Annotated in this window: 18 protein-coding genes; 3 read left to right on the top strand and 15 right to left on the bottom strand. The window is 73.4% G+C overall.

Going from position 1 to position 17,189, the window contains the following annotated elements:
* Positions 1–4: 4 nt before the first annotated feature.
* Positions 5–751 carry an SDR family NAD(P)-dependent oxidoreductase gene (locus tag FB554_RS00655; RefSeq protein WP_142004173.1) on the bottom strand — a complete coding sequence of 249 codons (747 nt, stop codon included), beginning with the start codon at positions 749–751 and terminating at the stop codon, positions 5–7.
* A 32-nt stretch (positions 752–783) separates the two neighbouring features.
* Here FB554_RS00655 and menE point away from each other — a divergent pair, with 32 nt between their 5' ends.
* From menE to FB554_RS00640, 3 genes are all read left to right on the top strand, one after another.
* Positions 784–1,938 carry an o-succinylbenzoate--CoA ligase gene (gene menE, locus FB554_RS00650; protein ID WP_236022201.1) on the top strand — a complete coding sequence of 385 codons (1,155 nt, stop codon included), beginning with the start codon at positions 784–786 and terminating at the stop codon, positions 1,936–1,938.
* A gap of 21 nt (positions 1,939–1,959) precedes the next feature.
* Complete coding sequence (locus tag FB554_RS00645; RefSeq protein WP_142004172.1) at positions 1,960–2,220, top strand: PLD nuclease N-terminal domain-containing protein; 261 nt, start codon at positions 1,960–1,962, stop codon at positions 2,218–2,220.
* Between the two features lie 72 nt (positions 2,221–2,292).
* Positions 2,293–3,174 (top strand): 1,4-dihydroxy-2-naphthoate polyprenyltransferase, encoded by an 882-nt coding sequence (locus FB554_RS00640; protein ID WP_142004171.1) that lies wholly within the window; start codon positions 2,293–2,295, stop codon positions 3,172–3,174.
* Positions 3,175–3,357: 183 nt separating this feature from the next.
* On the opposite strand, the gene FB554_RS00635 is transcribed toward FB554_RS00640, so the two are convergent.
* The 14 genes from FB554_RS00635 to FB554_RS00570 all read right to left on the bottom strand — a co-directional run bounded on the left by FB554_RS00635 (position 3,358) and on the right by FB554_RS00570 (position 17,165).
* Positions 3,358–3,597: a DUF4229 domain-containing protein gene (locus FB554_RS00635; RefSeq protein WP_142004170.1), complete on the bottom strand. Its 240-nt coding sequence runs from the start codon at positions 3,595–3,597 to the stop codon at positions 3,358–3,360.
* Between the two features lie 4 nt (positions 3,598–3,601).
* Positions 3,602–4,693 (bottom strand): c-type cytochrome biogenesis protein CcsB, encoded by a 1,092-nt coding sequence (gene ccsB, locus FB554_RS00630; protein WP_236022200.1) that lies wholly within the window; start codon positions 4,691–4,693, stop codon positions 3,602–3,604.
* Complete coding sequence (resB, locus tag FB554_RS00625) at positions 4,690–6,321, bottom strand: cytochrome c biogenesis protein ResB (RefSeq protein ID WP_244937439.1); 1,632 nt, start codon at positions 6,319–6,321, stop codon at positions 4,690–4,692. The genes ccsB and resB overlap by 4 nt, the downstream gene beginning before the upstream one ends.
* Before the next feature lies 1 nt (position 6,322).
* Positions 6,323–7,069: a cytochrome c biogenesis CcdA family protein gene (locus FB554_RS00620; RefSeq protein ID WP_142004168.1), complete on the bottom strand. Its 747-nt coding sequence runs from the start codon at positions 7,067–7,069 to the stop codon at positions 6,323–6,325.
* The gene (locus FB554_RS00615) at positions 7,066–7,749 is read right to left on the bottom strand and encodes a TlpA family protein disulfide reductase (RefSeq protein ID WP_338070543.1); all 684 of its coding nucleotides are present in this window, start codon (positions 7,747–7,749) and stop codon (positions 7,066–7,068) included. Before FB554_RS00615 ends, FB554_RS00620 begins: the two co-directional genes overlap by 4 nt.
* A complete protein-coding gene (locus tag FB554_RS00610; RefSeq protein WP_142004167.1) occupies positions 7,746–8,423 on the bottom strand; it encodes a histidine phosphatase family protein in 678 nt (225 codons plus the stop codon). The genes FB554_RS00615 and FB554_RS00610 overlap by 4 nt, the downstream gene beginning before the upstream one ends.
* Positions 8,424–8,426: 3 nt before the next feature.
* Positions 8,427–9,782 (bottom strand): glutamate-1-semialdehyde 2,1-aminomutase, encoded by a 1,356-nt coding sequence (gene hemL / locus FB554_RS00605; protein WP_236022198.1) that lies wholly within the window; start codon positions 9,780–9,782, stop codon positions 8,427–8,429.
* Between the two features lie 65 nt (positions 9,783–9,847).
* Positions 9,848–10,336, bottom strand: coding sequence for a MarR family winged helix-turn-helix transcriptional regulator (locus tag FB554_RS00600; protein ID WP_142004165.1), 489 nt, complete (start codon positions 10,334–10,336; stop codon positions 9,848–9,850).
* A gap of 66 nt (positions 10,337–10,402) precedes the next feature.
* Positions 10,403–11,350, bottom strand: coding sequence for a M15 family metallopeptidase (locus tag FB554_RS00595; protein WP_142004164.1), 948 nt, complete (start codon positions 11,348–11,350; stop codon positions 10,403–10,405).
* A gap of 98 nt (positions 11,351–11,448) precedes the next feature.
* Positions 11,449–12,438, bottom strand: coding sequence for a porphobilinogen synthase (hemB, locus tag FB554_RS00590; protein WP_142004163.1), 990 nt, complete (start codon positions 12,436–12,438; stop codon positions 11,449–11,451).
* Positions 12,438–14,069, bottom strand: coding sequence for a bifunctional uroporphyrinogen-III C-methyltransferase/uroporphyrinogen-III synthase (locus FB554_RS00585; RefSeq protein WP_142004162.1), 1,632 nt, complete (start codon positions 14,067–14,069; stop codon positions 12,438–12,440). The genes hemB and FB554_RS00585 overlap by 1 nt, the downstream gene beginning before the upstream one ends.
* The gene (gene hemC / locus FB554_RS00580) at positions 14,066–15,064 is read right to left on the bottom strand and encodes a hydroxymethylbilane synthase (protein WP_142004161.1); all 999 of its coding nucleotides are present in this window, start codon (positions 15,062–15,064) and stop codon (positions 14,066–14,068) included. Before hemC ends, FB554_RS00585 begins: the two co-directional genes overlap by 4 nt.
* On the bottom strand, positions 15,061–16,458 hold the full coding sequence (locus tag FB554_RS00575) for a glutamyl-tRNA reductase (protein ID WP_142004160.1): 1,398 nt from the start codon (positions 16,456–16,458) through the stop codon (positions 15,061–15,063). Before FB554_RS00575 ends, hemC begins: the two co-directional genes overlap by 4 nt.
* Positions 16,455–17,165: a redox-sensing transcriptional repressor Rex gene (locus tag FB554_RS00570; protein WP_142004159.1), complete on the bottom strand. Its 711-nt coding sequence runs from the start codon at positions 17,163–17,165 to the stop codon at positions 16,455–16,457. The genes FB554_RS00575 and FB554_RS00570 overlap by 4 nt, the downstream gene beginning before the upstream one ends.
* Positions 17,166–17,189: the final 24 nt, after the last annotated feature.

Genomic DNA, 17,189 nt, shown 5'->3' with positions numbered 1-17,189 from the left:
CTTCTCAGGGCGACACCCGGTGGATCTTGTGCTGCGCCGCCTGCGCGCGCGGGCGCACCACCATCGAGTCGATGTTGACGTGCTTGGGGCGGGTGGCGACGAACGCCACGCACTCGGCGATGTCCTCCTGGGTCAGCGGGTCGACCACACCGGCGTAGACCGCGGCGGCCTTCTCGGCGTCGCCGTGGAAGCGCACCAGCGCGAACTCGTCGGAGGCCACCATCCCCGGGTCGATCTCGCACACGCGCACCGGCTGGTCGAACATCTCCAGCCGCAGCGAGCCGACCATCGCGCGCACCGCGTGCTTGGCCGCGACATAGCCGCCGCCACCCTCGTACGACACGTGCGCGGCGACCGACCCGATCACGATGACCTCGCCCTCGGCGGCGACCAGCGCCGGCATGAGGTCCTGCACGCAGCGCGCGACGCCGATCACGTTGGTGTCGTACATCGTTCGCCACTCGTCGAGGTCGGCCTCGACCACCGGCTCGGTGCCGAGCGCTCCCCCGGCGTTGGCGACGAGCACGTCGAGCCGGTCGCCGACCTCGCGCGCGAGCGCCGCCACGTCGTCGGCCTTCGTCACGTCGCAGGTCACCGCGCGGCCGTCGATCTCGGCGGCCAGCTCCTCGACGCGCTCGGTGCGCCGCGCCGCGCAGATCACCTCGAAACCCTCGGCGGCCAGTCGGCGGGCGCTCGCCCGTCCGATGCCGCTGCTCGCGCCGGTCACCACTGCCAGGGGACGTGCCGTCATGGCGCCATTCAACACGGGCCTACCCTGGCCGGGTGCCCCCCATCCGCCCGTACGCCGTCGCGCCCGACCGGCTGCCGGCGTACGTCGAGGCGCTGGCCGCCATGCTCGAGGGCGACGGCCCCGCCCTGCTCCCCTACGAAGACGGCGACCCCGAGCCGGCCGTCCCCGACGACGCCGACCTGCCCGACGACCTCGGCCTGGTCGTGTCCACGTCCGGGTCGACCGGCGCGCCCAAGCGCGCGATGCTCACCCGGGCCGCGCTGCGCGCGAGCGGCACCGCCACGCACGACCGGCTCGGCGGCGAGGGCATGTGGCTGCTGGCGCTGCCCGCGCAGCACATCGCCGGCACCCAGGTGATCCTGCGCTCCCTTGCCGCGCGCCGAGCACCGTTGCTGCTCAACATGATCGACGGCTTCCGCACCGCGGACCTGGTCGACGCGCTCGCGTGGGCGCCGCCGGTGCGGCGCTACACCTCGCTCGTGCCGACGCAGCTCGCGACCGTGCTCGACGACCCCGAGGCGACCGAGGCGCTCGGCACGTTCGACGGCGTGCTCGTCGGCGGCGCGGCCACCGCACCGGCGCTGCTGGAGCGGGCGCGCGCGGCGGGCGTCGCGGTGCGCACGACGTACGGCATGAGCGAGACCGCGGGCGGCTGCGTCTACGACGGGGTGCCGCTCGAGGACACCGCCGTGACGATCGGCGACGACGGGCGCGTGGGGCTCTCCGGGCCGACCGTGGCGTCCGGCTATCTGGGCGAGTCCGACCGCACCGCAGCGGTTTTCGACACCGACCCGACCACCGGCGCCCGCCGCTTCTGGACCGACGACGTCGGCGAGCTGCGCGACGGGGTGCTGCACGTGGTCGGACGCCGCGACGACCTCATCACCACCGGCGGCCTGAAGGTCGCCCCCCGCCTGGTCGAGGAGGCGGCCCTCGGGCTGCCCGGGGTGCGCGACGCCGTCGCGGTCGCGACACCGCACGAGCGCTGGGGGCAGGCGGTCAGCCTCGCGGTGGTCGCCTCCCCGGAGCCGACCCTCGAGGAGGTCCGGGCCGGCCTGCGCGAGCTGCTGCCGGCGTACGCCCTCCCCACCCGCCTGCTCGTGCTCGACGCCATCCCCGCGCGCGGCCCGGGCAAGCCCGACCGCGCGGCGATCGCGGCCATGCCCGGGTGGCAGAATCAGGGGTAGGCCGAGACGCGAGAGGTGCGCATGGGACGGGTGCTGATCCCCCTGCTGGGGCTCGCCGTCGTCGTCTACGCCCTCGCCGACTGCATCCAGACGCCCGACGACCGCGTGCGGCACCTCCCGAAGCCCGCGTGGATCGGCGTGATCGCGCTGGTGCCGGTGGTCGGGGCGATCGTCTGGCTGGTGGTCGGACGGTCGCGCCGCACCTCGTTCGGCCCGCCGCGGGGTCGCCCGCCCGGGCCGCGCGGTCCCGACGACGACCCCGACTTCCTGCGCGGGCTCTGACCGCCGAACCACCCGACCGACCCTGTCCGCCGGCGCGCCCGAGCGCCCGAATCCCCTTGGAGCACAACACCTATGGCCACCCTGCAGCAGTGGGTCGACGGCGCCCGCCCGCGCACCCTGCCCGCCGCGATCGCCCCGGTGCTGGTCGGCACCGGCAGCGCCTACGCGATGGAGCGCGCGAACCCCGGGCTCGGCCTGCTCGCCGCGATCGTGGCGATCGCGCTGCAGATCGGCGTCAACTACGCCAACGACTACTCCGACGGCATCCGCGGCACCGACGACGCGCGCGTCGGTCCGGTGCGCCTGGTCGGGCAGGGTCTCGCCGACCCGGCCAACGTCAAGCTCGCGGCGTTCCTGTGCTTCGGCGTCGCCGCGCTGGCCGGGCTCACGCTGGTGACGCTGGCCAACACCCCGTGGCTGCTGCTGGTCGGTGTCGCGTGCGTGATCGCCGCGTGGAAGTACACCGGCGGCAAGAACCCCTACGGCTACCTCGGCCTCGGCGAGGTCTTCGTCTTCATCTTCTTCGGGCTGGTCGCGGTGCTCGGCACGACCTACACCCAGGCCAAGCAGCTCGAGCTCACCACCTGGGCCGGCGCGATCGGCGTCGGCGCCATCGCGTGCGCGGTGCTCGTGGTCAACAACCTGCGCGACATCCCCAGCGACACCGAGGCGGGCAAGCGCACCCTCGCCGTGCGGATGGGCGACCAGGCCTCCCGCGTCTTCTTCGCCTCGCTGATCGGGGTGTCCGTGGTGGCCGTCGGCGTGATCGCGCTGGACTACCCCCTCGCGCTCATCGCCCTGGTCGCGCTCCTCGCGGCGGTCCCTGCGGTCCGCGCGGTCGGCGGCGGCGCCACCGGCCGCGCCCTCGTCCCGGCACTGGCCTCGACCGGGATCTACCTGCTGGCGTACGGCGTGCTGCTGGGCCTCGGCCTCTGGCTCACCCAGGCGCTCTGAGGCGCCGCCAGGGGTTGCCCCGGCCGACCCCGGGCGTACGCAGACCGTTCACGAGTGAACGAAATGCGGAGCTGCACCCGCGGGATCCCGGGCCTCCGACGTACAGACCGTTCACCAGTGAACGAAATGCGGAGACGCGCCCCGGCGCCACAAGCACGCACGACTCTCCCGGCGTCGCCCGGCTCACTCCTCGTCGTCGTCCTCGTACGTCCGGTGCTCCTCGGCGCGGGCGCGGCGCGCCTGCACCTTCTCGTCGATCTGCTGGGCGAACTGCTCGCGCGGCCCGGCCAGCAGGAAGACCGACAGGATCGCCGAGGCGAGGGCGGAGATGACCAGCAGCAGGATGCCCCGCATGCCCACGAGATAGAGGGCGCACATCATCCCGAAGAAGACGAGCAGGCGAAGCAGGGTGTAGCGCAGCAACGGATCAGAGCCCCGAGTAGGAGTGCATCCCCACGAAGAAGATGTTGACGACGGTGTAGTTGATGATCACGCACGCGAAACCGGCGAGCGCCAGGTAGGAGGAGCGCTTGGCGTTCCAGCCGGCGGTGAGGCGGGCGTGCATGTAGGCGGTGTAGACGACGAAGATGACGAACGACCACACCTCCTTGGGGTCCCAGCCCCAGTAGCGGCCCCAGGCCACCTGCGCCCAGATCGCCCCGGCGATGACGGTGAACATCCACAGCGGGTAGGCGACCATGTGCACGCCGTACGCCGCCTGGTCCAGAGCGCGCGCGCTCGGCAGGGCGTCGAGCATGCTCCGCCTGCCCTTGCCGGCGGCGGCCGCCGCCTCGCGGCGGGCCTGCACGAGGTAGAGCACGGTCACGACCGCACCGACGGTGAACAGGCCGACCGACAGCGTGGCGATGGTGACGTGGATCGACAGCCAGTAGCTCTGCAGCGACGGCAGCAGCTGGGTGGCCTCGGTGTAGAGCACCATCGCGGCGAGCATCTCGATGAGCAGCACCGGCGCCACGACGAACAGGCCCAGCCAGCGCAGGTCGCGCTTGAGGCTCCACAGCAGGTAGACCACGAGGGTGAATCCGGCTGCGGCGAGGGCGAACTCGTACATGTTGCCCAGCGGCGGACGACTCACCGCGAAGCCGCGCAGCGCGATGGTCGCAGCGAGCAGCAGCATCGCCAGCCAGGTCAGCGACATGCCGATGCCGGCCCACTGCCGCTTGACCGGAGCCTGCGGACCGTCGGCGGGCGGCTGGTCGTCACGGGTGAGCACGGCGGTGGCGCTGCCGGACTCCGAGCTCCCTGCAGCCGCCTTCGTCGCGCCCGCCTTCGTGGCCCCGGCCTTCGTCGCACCGGCGTCAGCCCCGGCCGCGCCGGCCTTCGCCCTGCCACCCTCGGCCGCGTCCTCGGCGGCGTGCTTGCGCCGCGCGGTGGCCGCCAGGTCGGCGGCGAAGGACAGCATGGCCAGGGCGAGGACGACGGCCGAGCCGTAGAGGGCGTACGTCGAGTTGTCGGCCAACGCCTGGTTGGTCTCGACTGCGAGCATCTGGGTGATCATGCCGTGGGTCCTACTCTCTGGACGATCGAGCGCAGCAGCTGCCGAACCGCCGAGTCGAGGCGGGGGTCGTCGTGCTTGGCCAGGCCGCCGACCTGGACCAGGGTACGCGGGGTGTCAGGCGTGCTGTCGGGCGCGGCGGCGACGCGCACGAACAGGCGGCGCCGGCGCAGGACGAGCGACATCAGCAGACCGAACAGCCCGACGATCGCGCCGACCAGCGCGGGCATCTTGCCCGGGTCGGACCGCACCGACAGACCGGCCCAGCGCGGCACCTCGCGGTCGAGGCTGATGCTGCCCAGCCCGTTCGGCAGCTGCACGGTCTCGCCGGGGCGGATCAGCAGCCGGGCCGGCTGGCCGTTCTCCTGCTTCACCTGCGTCATCGACTGGGTGTCGAGGGTGTAGACCGACTGCGGCTTGCCCTGCGGGAACAGGTTGCCGGAGTAGAGCCCGAGCACCAGCGCCGGCTGCTTCAGGCCGGGGAAGGTCGACACCGGGCCGCGCTGCTCGTCGAACTCCAGGGTCGGCAGGAAGAAGCCGTAGAAGCCCAGCTGCTGCGGGGAGGCACCGGTGACCTTGATGGCGCCGGTCGAGGTGTAGGTGTTGTCCTGCGGCAGGAACGGGGTCGCCTGCTGGTAGATCACCTTGCCGGCGGCGTCGCGCACGGTGACCCGCGGCGCGTAGCCGTTGCCGAGCAGGTAGATCGAGGTGTTGTCCTGCCGCACCGGGTGGTTGACCGCGAGCTCCTGGCGCTCGGCCGGAGCGTCCTCGCCCTGCGTCGTGATGTCGGCGCGGAAGTCGCGCGGCTGGCCGTACTGCGTGCTGCTCGGGTCGACCCGGTCCTCGAAGTTCACGGACAGGTCGTTCAGCTGCAGCGTCCACGGCGAGAACCCGTCGACGTCGACCCACGGGCCGGGGTCGAGCGTGTCGTACCGGCTCGCGGTGCTCGCGAACGACGTGCCCTCGGGCACGATCACGTCGCCGCGCCAGCCGGTGAGGTTGCCGAGCGCCATCGACACGATGATCACGACGAGCGACACGTGGAAGATCAGGTTGCCGAGCTCGCGCAGCAGCCCGACCTCCCCGGAGATCCAGGTGTCGCCCTCGCGCGTGCGAAAACGCTTGCCGCGCATGACTTCCCGGGCCCGCTCGAAGACGTCCTCGGGGGTCCCGTCGACCTCTTCCTCGACGTACGACGGCAGCCGCTTCAGTCGTCGCGGCGCCACCGGCGGCACGGCCCGCGAGGCGCGCCACTGCTGGCGCATGCGGGGGATGACGCAGCCGAGCAGCGAGATCACCAGCAGCAGGTAGATCGCAGCGAACCACGGCGTGGAGTAGACGTCGAAGAATCCGAACCGGTCGAGCCAGGGGCCGAGCTCGGGGTTGCGCTGCAGGTAGTCGGCCACCCGCGCGGCGTCGATGCCGCGCTGCGGCCAGATCGAGCCGGGCAGCGCCGCGATCGCGAGCAGCAGCAGGAGGAACAGCGCGGTGCGCATGGCGGTCAGCTGACGCCAGAACCAGCGGGCCATGCCGATCACACCGAGCCGCGGCGCGGGCGTACGCTCCCGGCCGGGTCGCTGCTTGCGCTCCGCCTCGTCGGCGGGAGCCACGGAAGTCTTCTGGTCGGTCACGTCAGATCACCGGTTGGAAGTTGTTGACGAGCTGCAGCTGCATCCACGCGGTCACCTGCTCCCAGATGCCGCTCACCATGAGCAGCCCCATCAGGACCATGAGCGAACCGCCGACCAGCTGGATCGGACGGTGCCGGTCGCGCAGCCAGCGCGACATCGACTCGGCCTTGGACCACCCGGCCGCGATCAGCACGAACGGCAGGCCCATGCCCAGGGAGTAGACCGCCGCGAGCAGCACCCCGCGCTGCATCGACGACGCGTCGTCGGTGAGCGAGGCCGACAGCGAGACGATCGCGCCGAGCACCGGCGAGGCGCACGGCGCCATCCCGAGGCCGAACGCGGCGCCGAGGAACGGCGCGCCCGCGAGCCCGGCCGTCGGCCGCCAGCGGACCTGGCTGCCGCCGCGGAAGATGACGCCGAGGTAGATCAGGCCGAAGACGATCACGACCACGCCGCCTACGCGCATGAGCAGCGTCTGGTTGCCGCGCAGGAACTGGGCGGCGGCGCTCGCGGCGAGCGCGATGCTGACGAAGATCACCGAGAAGCCGATGACGAACAGCCCCGCCCCGGCCACCATCCGACGGCGCCGGACCTCGTCGTCGGACAGGCCCGTGACATAACCCAGGAAGCCCGGCACGAGCGGCAGCACGCACGGGCTCGCGAACGACACCGCACCCGCGGCGAGCGCGAGCAGCAGCGCCAGGGGCAAGCTGCCTGCGGCGATGATCTGGGTGGCGTCGCCCGTCACGAAGCGGATTCCTTGACGACGTCGTCGACCAGGCCGCGCAGCGTCGGCGCGGTGGTCTCCCCCGACACGCGGGCGGCGATCCGCCCCTGGCGGTCGAGGATGAGCGTCGTCGGGAACGTGGCCGCCTTGCCCTGCAGCGCCAGCAGCGTCCGGCCGCCGTCGTCACGCAGGCTGGGGTAGGTGATGCCGAACTTGCGCATGGTCGAGTCGGCGGCCGCCACCGAGTCGCGCTGGTTCAGGCCCATGAACTGCACCGGCGCGTCGGCCTTCTGGTAGCCGCTCCACACCTGCTGCAGCGCCGGCATCTCGCGCTGGCACGGGCCGCACCAGGCGCCCCACACGTTGAGCACGACCACCGTGCCGCGCTCGCTCGCGACGTCCCACTTCTTGCCGTCCATCGTGGTGCCGGTCAGGTCCAGCGGCACGTTGCGCTGGTCGGCCGTGAGCGTCTCGATGCTGCCGTCGCCGGCGATGAAGCCCTTGTTGTCGCCCTGGCGGGCCTGCTCGGAGATCGAGGCGTTCTGGTTGCCGCACCCCGCGAGCGCCACCACCGCGATCACCGCCGCCGCCACCTTCGCCCGCACGCCAGTCATGCCCTTGGTCGCGCTCGGTCGCACTCCGCTCCGGCCGCGTGCTCGTGCCTCGCCCGCAGCCTGCGCTGCGCGCTCCTCGCCGCTCATGCCCCGCCCACCTTGGCCGCCCGCGGCAGCAGCTCCGCCGCCGGCTCGGCGTACTCGATCACGTCGAGGTCGTCGCCGTAGAACACGAACGAGGTGACCGACCCCAGGCTGCACGAGCGGTGCCGCGGGTCGTGCCACAGTCGGCGCCCCTCGGCCGCCTGGCGGATCGTCCAGATCGGCAGCTGGTGGGAGACGATCACCGCCTCGTGGCCGCGCGCGGCGGCGCGGGCGCCGCGGATGGCCGCGGCCATCCGGTCGACCAGCTCGACGTACGGCTCGCCCCAGCTCGGGCGCGTCGGGTTGACCAGCAGCCGCCAGTAGCGCGGGTGCGCCAGCTGGCGCGGGTCGGCACCGACGGTCAGCCCCTCGAACCGGTTGTCCGACTCGATCACCCGCTCGTCGATCGCCACGTCGAGGCCGAGCCGCTGCGCGAGCGGCGCGATCGTCTCCTGGGCCCGCTCGAGCGGCGAGGACACCAGGTGGGTGACGTCGAACTGGGCGAGGTAGTCGGCGGCCAGCTCGGCCATCTCGCGCCCCAGCGCGGACAGGTGGTAGCCGGGGAGCCGGCCGTAGAGCAGCTTCTGCGGGTTCTCGACCTCACCGTGGCGCACCAGGTGGACGGTCGTGCGCTGGGGACGGTCGATCGCCGGCGAGGGGTCGTCACGCTCCGGCATGGGTCAGAGTGTCCCATCCGAACCTGAGAGATTCCCGGCCGCGCGAGCCGCCGCCGGCAGGGCCGCCAGCACCTGCTCCACGGCCGCCTCGTCGTGCGCGGCGCTGACGAACCACGCCTCGAACGCGCTCGGCGGCAGGTGCACGCCCTGCTGCAGCATCGCGGTGAAGAACCGGCTGAAGGCGCCGGTGTCCTGGGACTTCGCGTCGTCGTACGTCCGCACGGGCTGGTCGCGGAAGAAGACCGAGAACATCGAGCCGGCCCACTGCACGGTGTGCGGCACGCCGGCGGTCGTCAGCTCGCGCGAGGCGGCGTCGGCGATGGTGCGGGCCACCGAGTCGAGGTGGGCGTAGACCTCGGGGGTGCAGCCGCGCAGCGTGGCCAGCCCGGCGGCGGTCGCGACGGGGTTCCCCGAGAGCGTGCCGGCCTGGTAGACCGGGCCGTCGGGCGCGAGGCGCGACATCAGCTCGGCGCTCCCGCCGAACGCGGCCGCGGGGAACCCGCCGCCCATGACCTTGCCGAAGGTGAACAGGTCGGCCTCGATGCTCGCGCTGGCCTCGGCGCCGAACCAGCCCGACGGCGAGCAGCGGAAGCCGGTCATGACCTCGTCGCTGATCAGCAGCGCGCCGTGCTCGCGGGTGACGCGCCGCAGCCCCTCCTCGAAGCCGGGCACCGGCGGCACCACGCCCATGTTGCCCGGGCAGGCCTCGGTGATGACGCACGCGATCTGCTCGCCGTGCTCGGCGAAGGCCGCCTCGAGCGCGGCCAGGTCGTTGTAGGGCAGCACGATGGTCTCGCTCGCCGACGACTCCGGCACGCCGGCCGAGTCGGGCAGCGCGAACGTCGCGACCCCGCTGCCGGCGCTGGCCAGCAGCGCGTCGACGTGGCCGTGGTAGCACCCGGCGAACTTCACGACCTTGGAGCGGCCGGTGGCCCCGCGCGCCAGACGCAGCGCGCTCATCGTCGCCTCGGTGCCACTGCTGACCAGGCGCACCTGCTCGACCGGGGTGCGCGCGACGATCTCGCCCGCGAGCGCCACCTCGTTCTCGCTGGGCGTGCCGAAGGAGAAGCCGCGGCCGGCGGCGTCGGTGACGGCCGCGAGCACGTCGGGGTGGGTGTGCCCGAGGATCATCGGGCCCCACGAGCAGACCAGGTCGACGTAACGGTTGCCGTCGACGTCGGTGAGCCACGGCCCGGTGGCGCTGCGGATGAAGCGCGGCGTCCCGCCCACGGCGCGGAAGGCACGCACCGGCGAGTTCACCCCGCCCGGGGTCACCGCCCGAGCCTGCTCCAGCAGCGCGGCGGACCGCTCGGTCGGCTGGTCAGGGGTGGGCGTGGTGGCGGGTGTCGAGCCGGACATACCCAGCATTGTCGCAACCGCCGCGTCGGCGGCGGCACGGTGGTCCGGGTGCCCCGGACCGGGCGTCACAGCGCCATGTTGGGCGCGCTCACCGGCACGTCGCTGAGGTGCTCGGAGATGCGCGCCGAGGCCGCCCCGAGGGCGGCGAACTGCTGGGGGTCGAGCAGGTCGATGAGGTGCTCGCGCACCCCCTGCACGTGCAGGTGCGAGGCCTTGTTGACCAGGGCCATGCCGCTGTCGAGCAGCACCAGCTCGACGCCGCGCCGGTCGTCGGTGACCGGCACCCGCTCGACGAGCCCGCGCTCCTCGAGCCGCTTGGCGGTGTGCGTGAGCCGGCTGCGGGACTGGACCACGATCTGGGCCAGCGCGCTCATCCGCAGCCGTCGCCCAGGCGCCTCGCTGACCATCGACATGATCTCGTACTCGGCCAGCGACAGGTCGAACTCGCGCTGCAGGTCGCGGTCCAGCTGCACCCACAGCTGACGCGACGCGCGCAGATAGGCACGCCAGGAGGCCTGCTCCTCGTGGTTCAGCCAGTGCGTCCCTGCAGTCACCCCCGAATCATAGGTTCCGGGGTCACCGTGCGGGGCTTGGTGGTCCAATCGTGCGGCGCTGCGGCCTCAGCGGTCGTACGACGGTGCGGGCGGCATCGCGAACGCGTCCTCGAGCGAGCCCTTGCCGGAGTCCTCGAGATAGCCGCTCAGCCACTGCCCGACGTAGCGCAGGTGCCACGGCTCGGGCTGGTAGCCGGTGACCTTGGTGTTCTGCTCGGTGTAGCGCACCACGAACCCGGCCGACCCGGCCTGCTCGCGCAGGAACGCGCCCGCGGGGGTCGTGCCGAAGCACTCCTGCAGGTCGCAGCCGCCCGAGCGCGACTTGGCGTCGAAGGTCAGGCCGGTCTGGTGCTCGGAGAAGCCGGGGCGCGCGGAGTAGGTGTCCGCGGCGGCGCGGCCGTCGCGCCGGACGTAGGAGTCGTACAGACCCTGCTGCCAGCCGTACGACCGCAGCCCGGTCGAGGGGTAGAGCTCGACCTTCTCGCCCTTGGCCCGCTCGAGCAGCTGGCGCAGCGCGACGGCGGCGCGCTCGTCGAGCGGGACGCCCTGCACCTTCTCGACCTTGCTGGGCGCCTCGTCAGGCGCGAGCGGGGTGCGCTTGTTGACCACCCGCCAGGAGCTGGTGCGCAGGTAGGCCGTCTCGGTGGTGGCCACGACGACGCGGCTCACCTCGGGCGCCGGCGGCTCGACCGCGTTGCCGATCGTGACGCGCACCCGCTGGCGGGTGTTGGTCGCGACCGACAGCGGGACCAGGCCCTTGCCGCTCGCGGTGAGCGTGGTGCGCCCGACCACCCGGCCGGTGTCGTCCTGGACGACGGCGGTGGTCAGGTCGTCACGGCTACCGGCGTCGATGGCGACCACGACCCGCTCGGGGGTGACCGGCATGGCGAAGACGTGCGGCGCGCGCTGCGGGGACGGCGCCTCGCCCGCGACGGCTGCGGACACGGGGAGCGCGAGCATCGCCGCCGTCAGCGCAGCGGCACGACGGCAGGTCGAGCGACCCAGGTGGGACATGCTGCGGGCACTCCTTCGATCGGTCGGCTCTTCGGTCGCCCCCACCCTCAGGATAGCGCGCCCGAAAGGCTGACCGGCCGGTCGTCCACGGGCGGGCCTCAGTCGGCCGCGCGCAGCCAGCCGGCGACCTCGACGGCGTAGTAGGTGAGGATGATCTGGGCGCCCGCGCGGCGGATCGAGGTGAGCGCCTCGAGCACCATCCGGTCGCGGTCGATCCACCCGTTGGCCGCGGCGGCCTCGATCATCGCCAGCTCGCCGGAGATCTGGTACGCCGCGACCGGCACGTCGGACTCCGCCGCGACGGCCGCGAGCACGTCGAGGTACGGCAGCGCCGGCTTGACCATGACGATGTCGGCGCCCTCGGCGAGGTCGAGCCGCAGCTCGCGCAGCGCCTCGACGGCGTTGCCGGAGTCCTCCTGGTAGGTCGCGCGGTCGCCCTGCAGGGTCGACTCGACGGCCTCGCGGAACGGGCCGTAGGCCGCGGAGGAGAACTTCACGGCGTAGGCCAGGACGATCGTGTCGGTGTGGCCTGCGGCGTCGAGCGCGGCGCGGCAGGCCGCGACCTGGCCGTCCATCATCCCGGACAGCCCGACCACCTGCGCGCCGGACTCGGCCTGCACGACCGCCATCTCGGCGTAGCGCTCGAGGGTGGCGTCGTTGTCGACGCGGCCCTGCTGGTCGAGCACGCCGCAGTGCCCGTGCGAGGTGAACTCGTCGAGGCACAGGTCGGCCATGAGCACGGTCTCGTCGCCGAGCTCGTCGCGCAGCCGGCGCAGCGCGACGTTGAGGATGCCGTCGGGATCCGTTGCGCCCGAACCGATCTCGTCACGCTCGGCGGGCACCCCGAAGATCATCAGCCCGCCGACGCCGGCCGCGACCGCCTCGCGGGCGGCCTCGACCAGCGAGTCCAGCGAGTGCTGGACGACGCCGGGCATCGCCGAGATCGGCTGCGGCTCGGTGGCGCCCTCCTTGACGAACATCGGGAGCACCAGCTCGGCCGGGTGCAGCCGAGTCTCGCGCACCAGCCGTCGCACCGCCGGCGTCTGACGCAGGCGGCGCGGACGTACGGGCAGGTCGGCCCGGGCCATCAGGCCTTGACCTTGCGACGGGCGCCGGCCTTCTTCTTCTCGCTCGGGCGGCGCACCGCCTCGCCGGCCTCCTCGGCCGCGAGCGCGAGACCCCGGCCGAAGTCGGCGAGCGCGTCGACGAGCGCCTCGGCGGAGGCCTCGCTGGCGAGCACGTCGACCCGCAGGCCGTGCTCCTCGGCGGTCTTGGCGGTGGCCGGGCCGATGCACGCCACGACGGTGCTGGGGTAGGGCTTGCCGGCGATGCCCACGAGGTTGCGCACCGTCGAGGAGGAGGTGAAGCAGACCGCGTCGAACTTGCCGGTCTTGATCGCCTCGCGCACCTCGGGCGCCGGCGGGGCGGCCCGCACGGTGCGGTAGGCCGTGACGTCGTCGACCTCCCAGCCCATCTCCTGCAGGCCGGCCACCAGGGTGTCGGTGGCGATGTCGGCGCGCGGCAGGAAGACCCGGTTGATCGGGTCGAGGACCTCGTCGTAGTCGGGCCAGTCCTCCAGCAGCCCCTGGGCCGACTGCTCGCCCGAGGGGATCAGGTCCGGCTCCAGGCCCCAGTCGCGCAGCGCGTCGGCGGTGACCCCGCCGACCGCGGCGATCTTCAGGCCGGCAAACGCGCGCACGTCGAGGCCGTACTCGACGAACTTCTCGCGCACCGCGCGCACCGCGTTGGCGGAGGTGAAGCCGATCCACTCGTAACGACCGGTGACCAGGCCCTTGACCGCCCGCTCCATCTGCTGCGGCGTGCGGGGCGGCTCGACGCTGATGGTCGGGACGACGTCGCTGGTCGCGCCGTAGCGGGTGAGCCGGTCGGTCATCGAGCCGGACTGCTCCTTGGTGCGCGGCACCAGGACGTTCCAGCCGAACAGCGGCTTGGTCTCCCACCAGGACAGCTCGTCGCGCAGCGGCACCGTGGAACCGACCACGGCCAGCGTCGGCTCGCCGATCTCGGCCCGCGGCAGCGTGGTCGAGACCTCGCCGAGGGTCGTGGTGTGGGTGGCCTGGTGGATCGTCGTGCCGTCGGAGGTCAGCGCCACCGGGGTCTCGGCCGAGCGGCCCGCCGCCAGCAGCTTCTCCAGCGCGCCGGTCAGCACCTCGCCGCCGCCGAGCACCACCACGGTGATGTCGTCGTCGACCGAGCGCGACCAGTCGACGCCCGTCGCGCGGGCCGTGACGACGTGGACCGCCTTGGAGGTGGACGCGGTGAGCGGCACACCGGCGTACGCCGGGACCGCGCTGACCGCGCTGACGCCCGGGACGATCTCGAAGGCCACGCCGGCCTTCTGGCAGGCGGCGGCCTCCTCGGCGAGCCCGTTGAACGTCGCGGGGTCGCCGTCCATCAGCCGCACCACCTGGGCGCCGGCGCCGGCGGCCTTCGCCGTGCGCACGACCAGCTTGGCCCGCGACGCCGAGGTCAGGCGCTGCCCGGCCTCGCCGTGGCCGCCGTCGACGATCTCGACGCCCTCGCGGGCGTGCGCCGTGGCGAACCGCTCGTCGGCGATCTGGTCCAGGACGATCACGTCGGCCTCGCGCAGCAGCTGCGCGGCCCGCACCGTCAGCAGGCCCGGGTCGCCCGGACCGGCACCGACGAATGCGACGTGGCCGGGTGCCTTGGTCTTCGTGCTCTTGGTCGTGCTGCTCACTGCTCACCCTCCGGGGTGCTGTCGGGTCCTGCGGGTTGCGGGTGTCCTGCGTCCACGGCAGGACCGGGTTGTCGGGGTGGGGCGATCGCGTCGGCCGCCCCGTCGTCGAGGAAGACCTGCGCCAGCTCGGCCCCGAGCCGCTCGGGCTGCTCGATCGGGCCGACGGCGGACCGGCGCAGCTCGAGCGCGCCGTCGGTGGAGCCGACGAAGCCGCGCAGCGAGATGAGCAGCGAGCCGTCCTCCTCCTCGACGATCTCGGCGAGCGCGCCCACCGGCGCCGAGCACCCGGCCTCGAGCTCGCCCAGCAGGGCGCGCTCGGCGGTGACCGCGGCTCGGGTGTCGGCGTCGTCGAGCCCACGGAGCAGCTCGACCAGGTCGGTGTCGTCGGTGCGGCACTCGACCGCGAGCGCCCCCTGGCCGGGGGCCGGCAGCATCTGCAGCGGGTCGAGCACCTCGGTGGCCTCGTCGAGCCGGCCCAGCCGGGCCAGGCCCGCGCGCGCCAGCACGACGCCGTCGCAGGAGTCGCCGACCAGGCCGATGCGGGTGCCGACGTTGCCCCGGATGGCGCGCACCTCGACCCCGAGGCCGAGGGCCTCCAGCTGGGCGGCGCGGCGCGGCGACCCGGTGCCGATCACGCCACCGGCGGGGATCTCGCCGAGGGTCAGGCCGTCGCGGGCGACGAGCACGTCGCGCGGGTCCTCGCGCGGCGGGACGGCCGCGACCACGAGGCCGGGCTGCGGAGCGACCGGCAGGTCCTTGAGCGAGTGCACCGCCAGGTCGACCTCGCCGGCGAGCAGCGCGTTGCGCAGCGCCGCCGCGAACACCCCCGTGCCGCCGATCTGGGCCAGCGGACCGCGGTTGGTGTCGCCCTCGGTGACGATCTCGACCAGCTCGACGTCGTGGCCGAGCACGCGCAGCCGCTCGGCCACGTGCTCGGACTGCGTCGTGGCCAGCGCGCTGCGCCGGGTGCCGAGGCGCAGGGTGCGGGCGGTCATCGCTCGCCCCCTCTCGGGTCGGTGTCGCGCAGCTCGGGCGGCGGGGTGCGCACGGCCTCGGTGTGGCGCGGGTCGAGGTCGAACAGCTCGCGCAGCGCCGCGGTGTAGTCGTGCCCCTCGCCGGCCAGCTGCTTCATGCGCACGGTCGGGGTGTGCAGCAGCTTGTCGACGACGCGGTGCACGGTGAGCTGCACCTGGGCGGCGTCGCTCTCGCTGAGCCCGGGCGTGCGCGCGCGCAGCCGGGTGAGCTCCTGGGCCACCACATCGGCGGCGTGGGCGCGCAGCAGGGCCACGGTCGGGGCGACCGAGGCGGCCCGCCGCGCCACGAGGTAGTCGTCGACCTCGCCGGCGACGATCGAGCGCACGGCGCCGACCTGGTCGTGCTCGGCGCCCGAGCCGTCGCCGAGGTCTTCGAGGGAGACCAGCAGGACACCCGGCCGCTCCCCCACCTCGAGGGCGACGTCGCGCGGGAGGGCGAGGTCGATGAACGCCTGCCGTCGCACCGGCCCCCGCTCGCCCGAAACGCGGTTATAGCGCTCTGACTCCGCTGCAGCAGGGTCAGAGCGCTGAAACCGCGTTTCAGCGGTCGGCGTGGGGGTGGCCGCCGGCAGGAGGGACTCGTCGATCACGTGACCGACGGCCCCGGTGCACGAGACGACGAGGTCGGACTCGGCCAGCACGTCGGACAGCTCGGACCAGTCGCGGGCGGTGGCGCCGACCGCGCCGGCGAGCCGCTGGGCGGCGTCGAAGGTGCGGTTGACCACGGTGAGCGATCCGCAACCGGCGCGCGAGATCGTATGTGCCGCAAGGCTGCTCATCGCCCCGGCGCCGACGACGGCGACGCGCAGCTCGGTCAGCGAGCCCAGGTGCGGCTCGACCAGACCGATGCCGCGCTCGATGAGCGAGCGGCTGACGCCGTCGATGTCGGTCTCGGAGTGGGCCCGCTTGCCGACCCGCAGCGCCTGCTGCACGAGGCCGTCGAGGCCGCTGCCGACATGACCGGCCGCGCGGCCCTCGCGCAGCGACTCGCGCAGCTGGCCGAGGATCTGCGCCTCGCCGACGGCCATCGAGTCCAGCCCCGCCGAGACCGAGAACAGGTGGGCCACGGCGCGGTCGGAGAAGTGGACGTAGAGGTTGTCGCGCAGCTCGGCCAGCGGCATCCCGGTGGCGGCGGCGAGCGCCTCGCCGATCTCGGTGACGGCCCCGTGGAAGGTCGCCGCCTCGGCGTAGACCTCGACCCGGTTGCAGGTGTCGAGCAGCAGCACCTCGTGCAGCTGCTCGCTGCCCGAGAGCCGCTCGAGCAGGTCGGCGCGCCCGGCCGGGTCGAGCGCGGCCCGCTCGAGCGTGGCGATCGGCGCGGAGCGGTGCGACAGGCCGATGACGATGGTGCTCACGGCGCCGCCCCTTCCTCGAGGTCGTCGGTCTTGGGGTCCAGCGCGTCGCGGTCGAGCGCCTTGGGGTCCAGCCGCGGGTGCTGCTGGTGGAAGGCCAGGATCTGCAGCTCGGTGGCGAGATCGACCTTGCGCACCTCGACCCCGGAGGGGATCGACAGCACCGCGGGCGCGAAGTTGAGGATCGAGCGCACCCCGAGAGCGACGAGCCGGTCGGCGACGTCCTGGGCCGCGTCGGGCGGGGTCGCGATGACGCCGATCATGCTGTCGTTGCACTCGCGCGCGAGGCCGTCGAAGTCGATGACGGTGAGGCCGGCGATGCGGGTGCCGACCACGTCGGGCGCCTCGTCGACGAGCCAGCGCACCGCGAACCCGCGGGTCGCGAAGCCGGAGTAGGCCGCGAGCGCGTGGCCGAGGTTGCCCATGCCGACGATGACCAGGGAGAAGTCGTGCCGCAGGCCGAGCTCGCCCTCGATCTCGTCGCGCAGCCGGGCGACGTCGTAGCCGACGCCGCGCACGCCGTACGACCCGAGGTAGGACAGGTCCTTGCGCAGCTTGGCCGAGCGCACGCCCGCGGCCTCGGCGAGCTCCTCGGAGGAGACGGTGTCGGTGCCGGCGGTCGCCAGGGCGCTCAGCGCGCGCAGGTAGACCGGGAGTCGCGCCACCGTGGCGCCGGGGATGACCCGGTGTGCGGCGGGCTCGGCAGACACGGGCGCCTGCACTCCTCTCGGTGG

Source organism: Barrientosiimonas humi (genome assembly GCF_006716095.1).
GTDB classification, from domain to species: Bacteria; Actinomycetota; Actinomycetes; order Actinomycetales; family Dermatophilaceae; genus Barrientosiimonas; species Barrientosiimonas humi.
The sequence above is the reverse complement of the archived record's forward strand: the minus strand, read 5'-3'. Positions and strand labels throughout refer to the sequence as shown.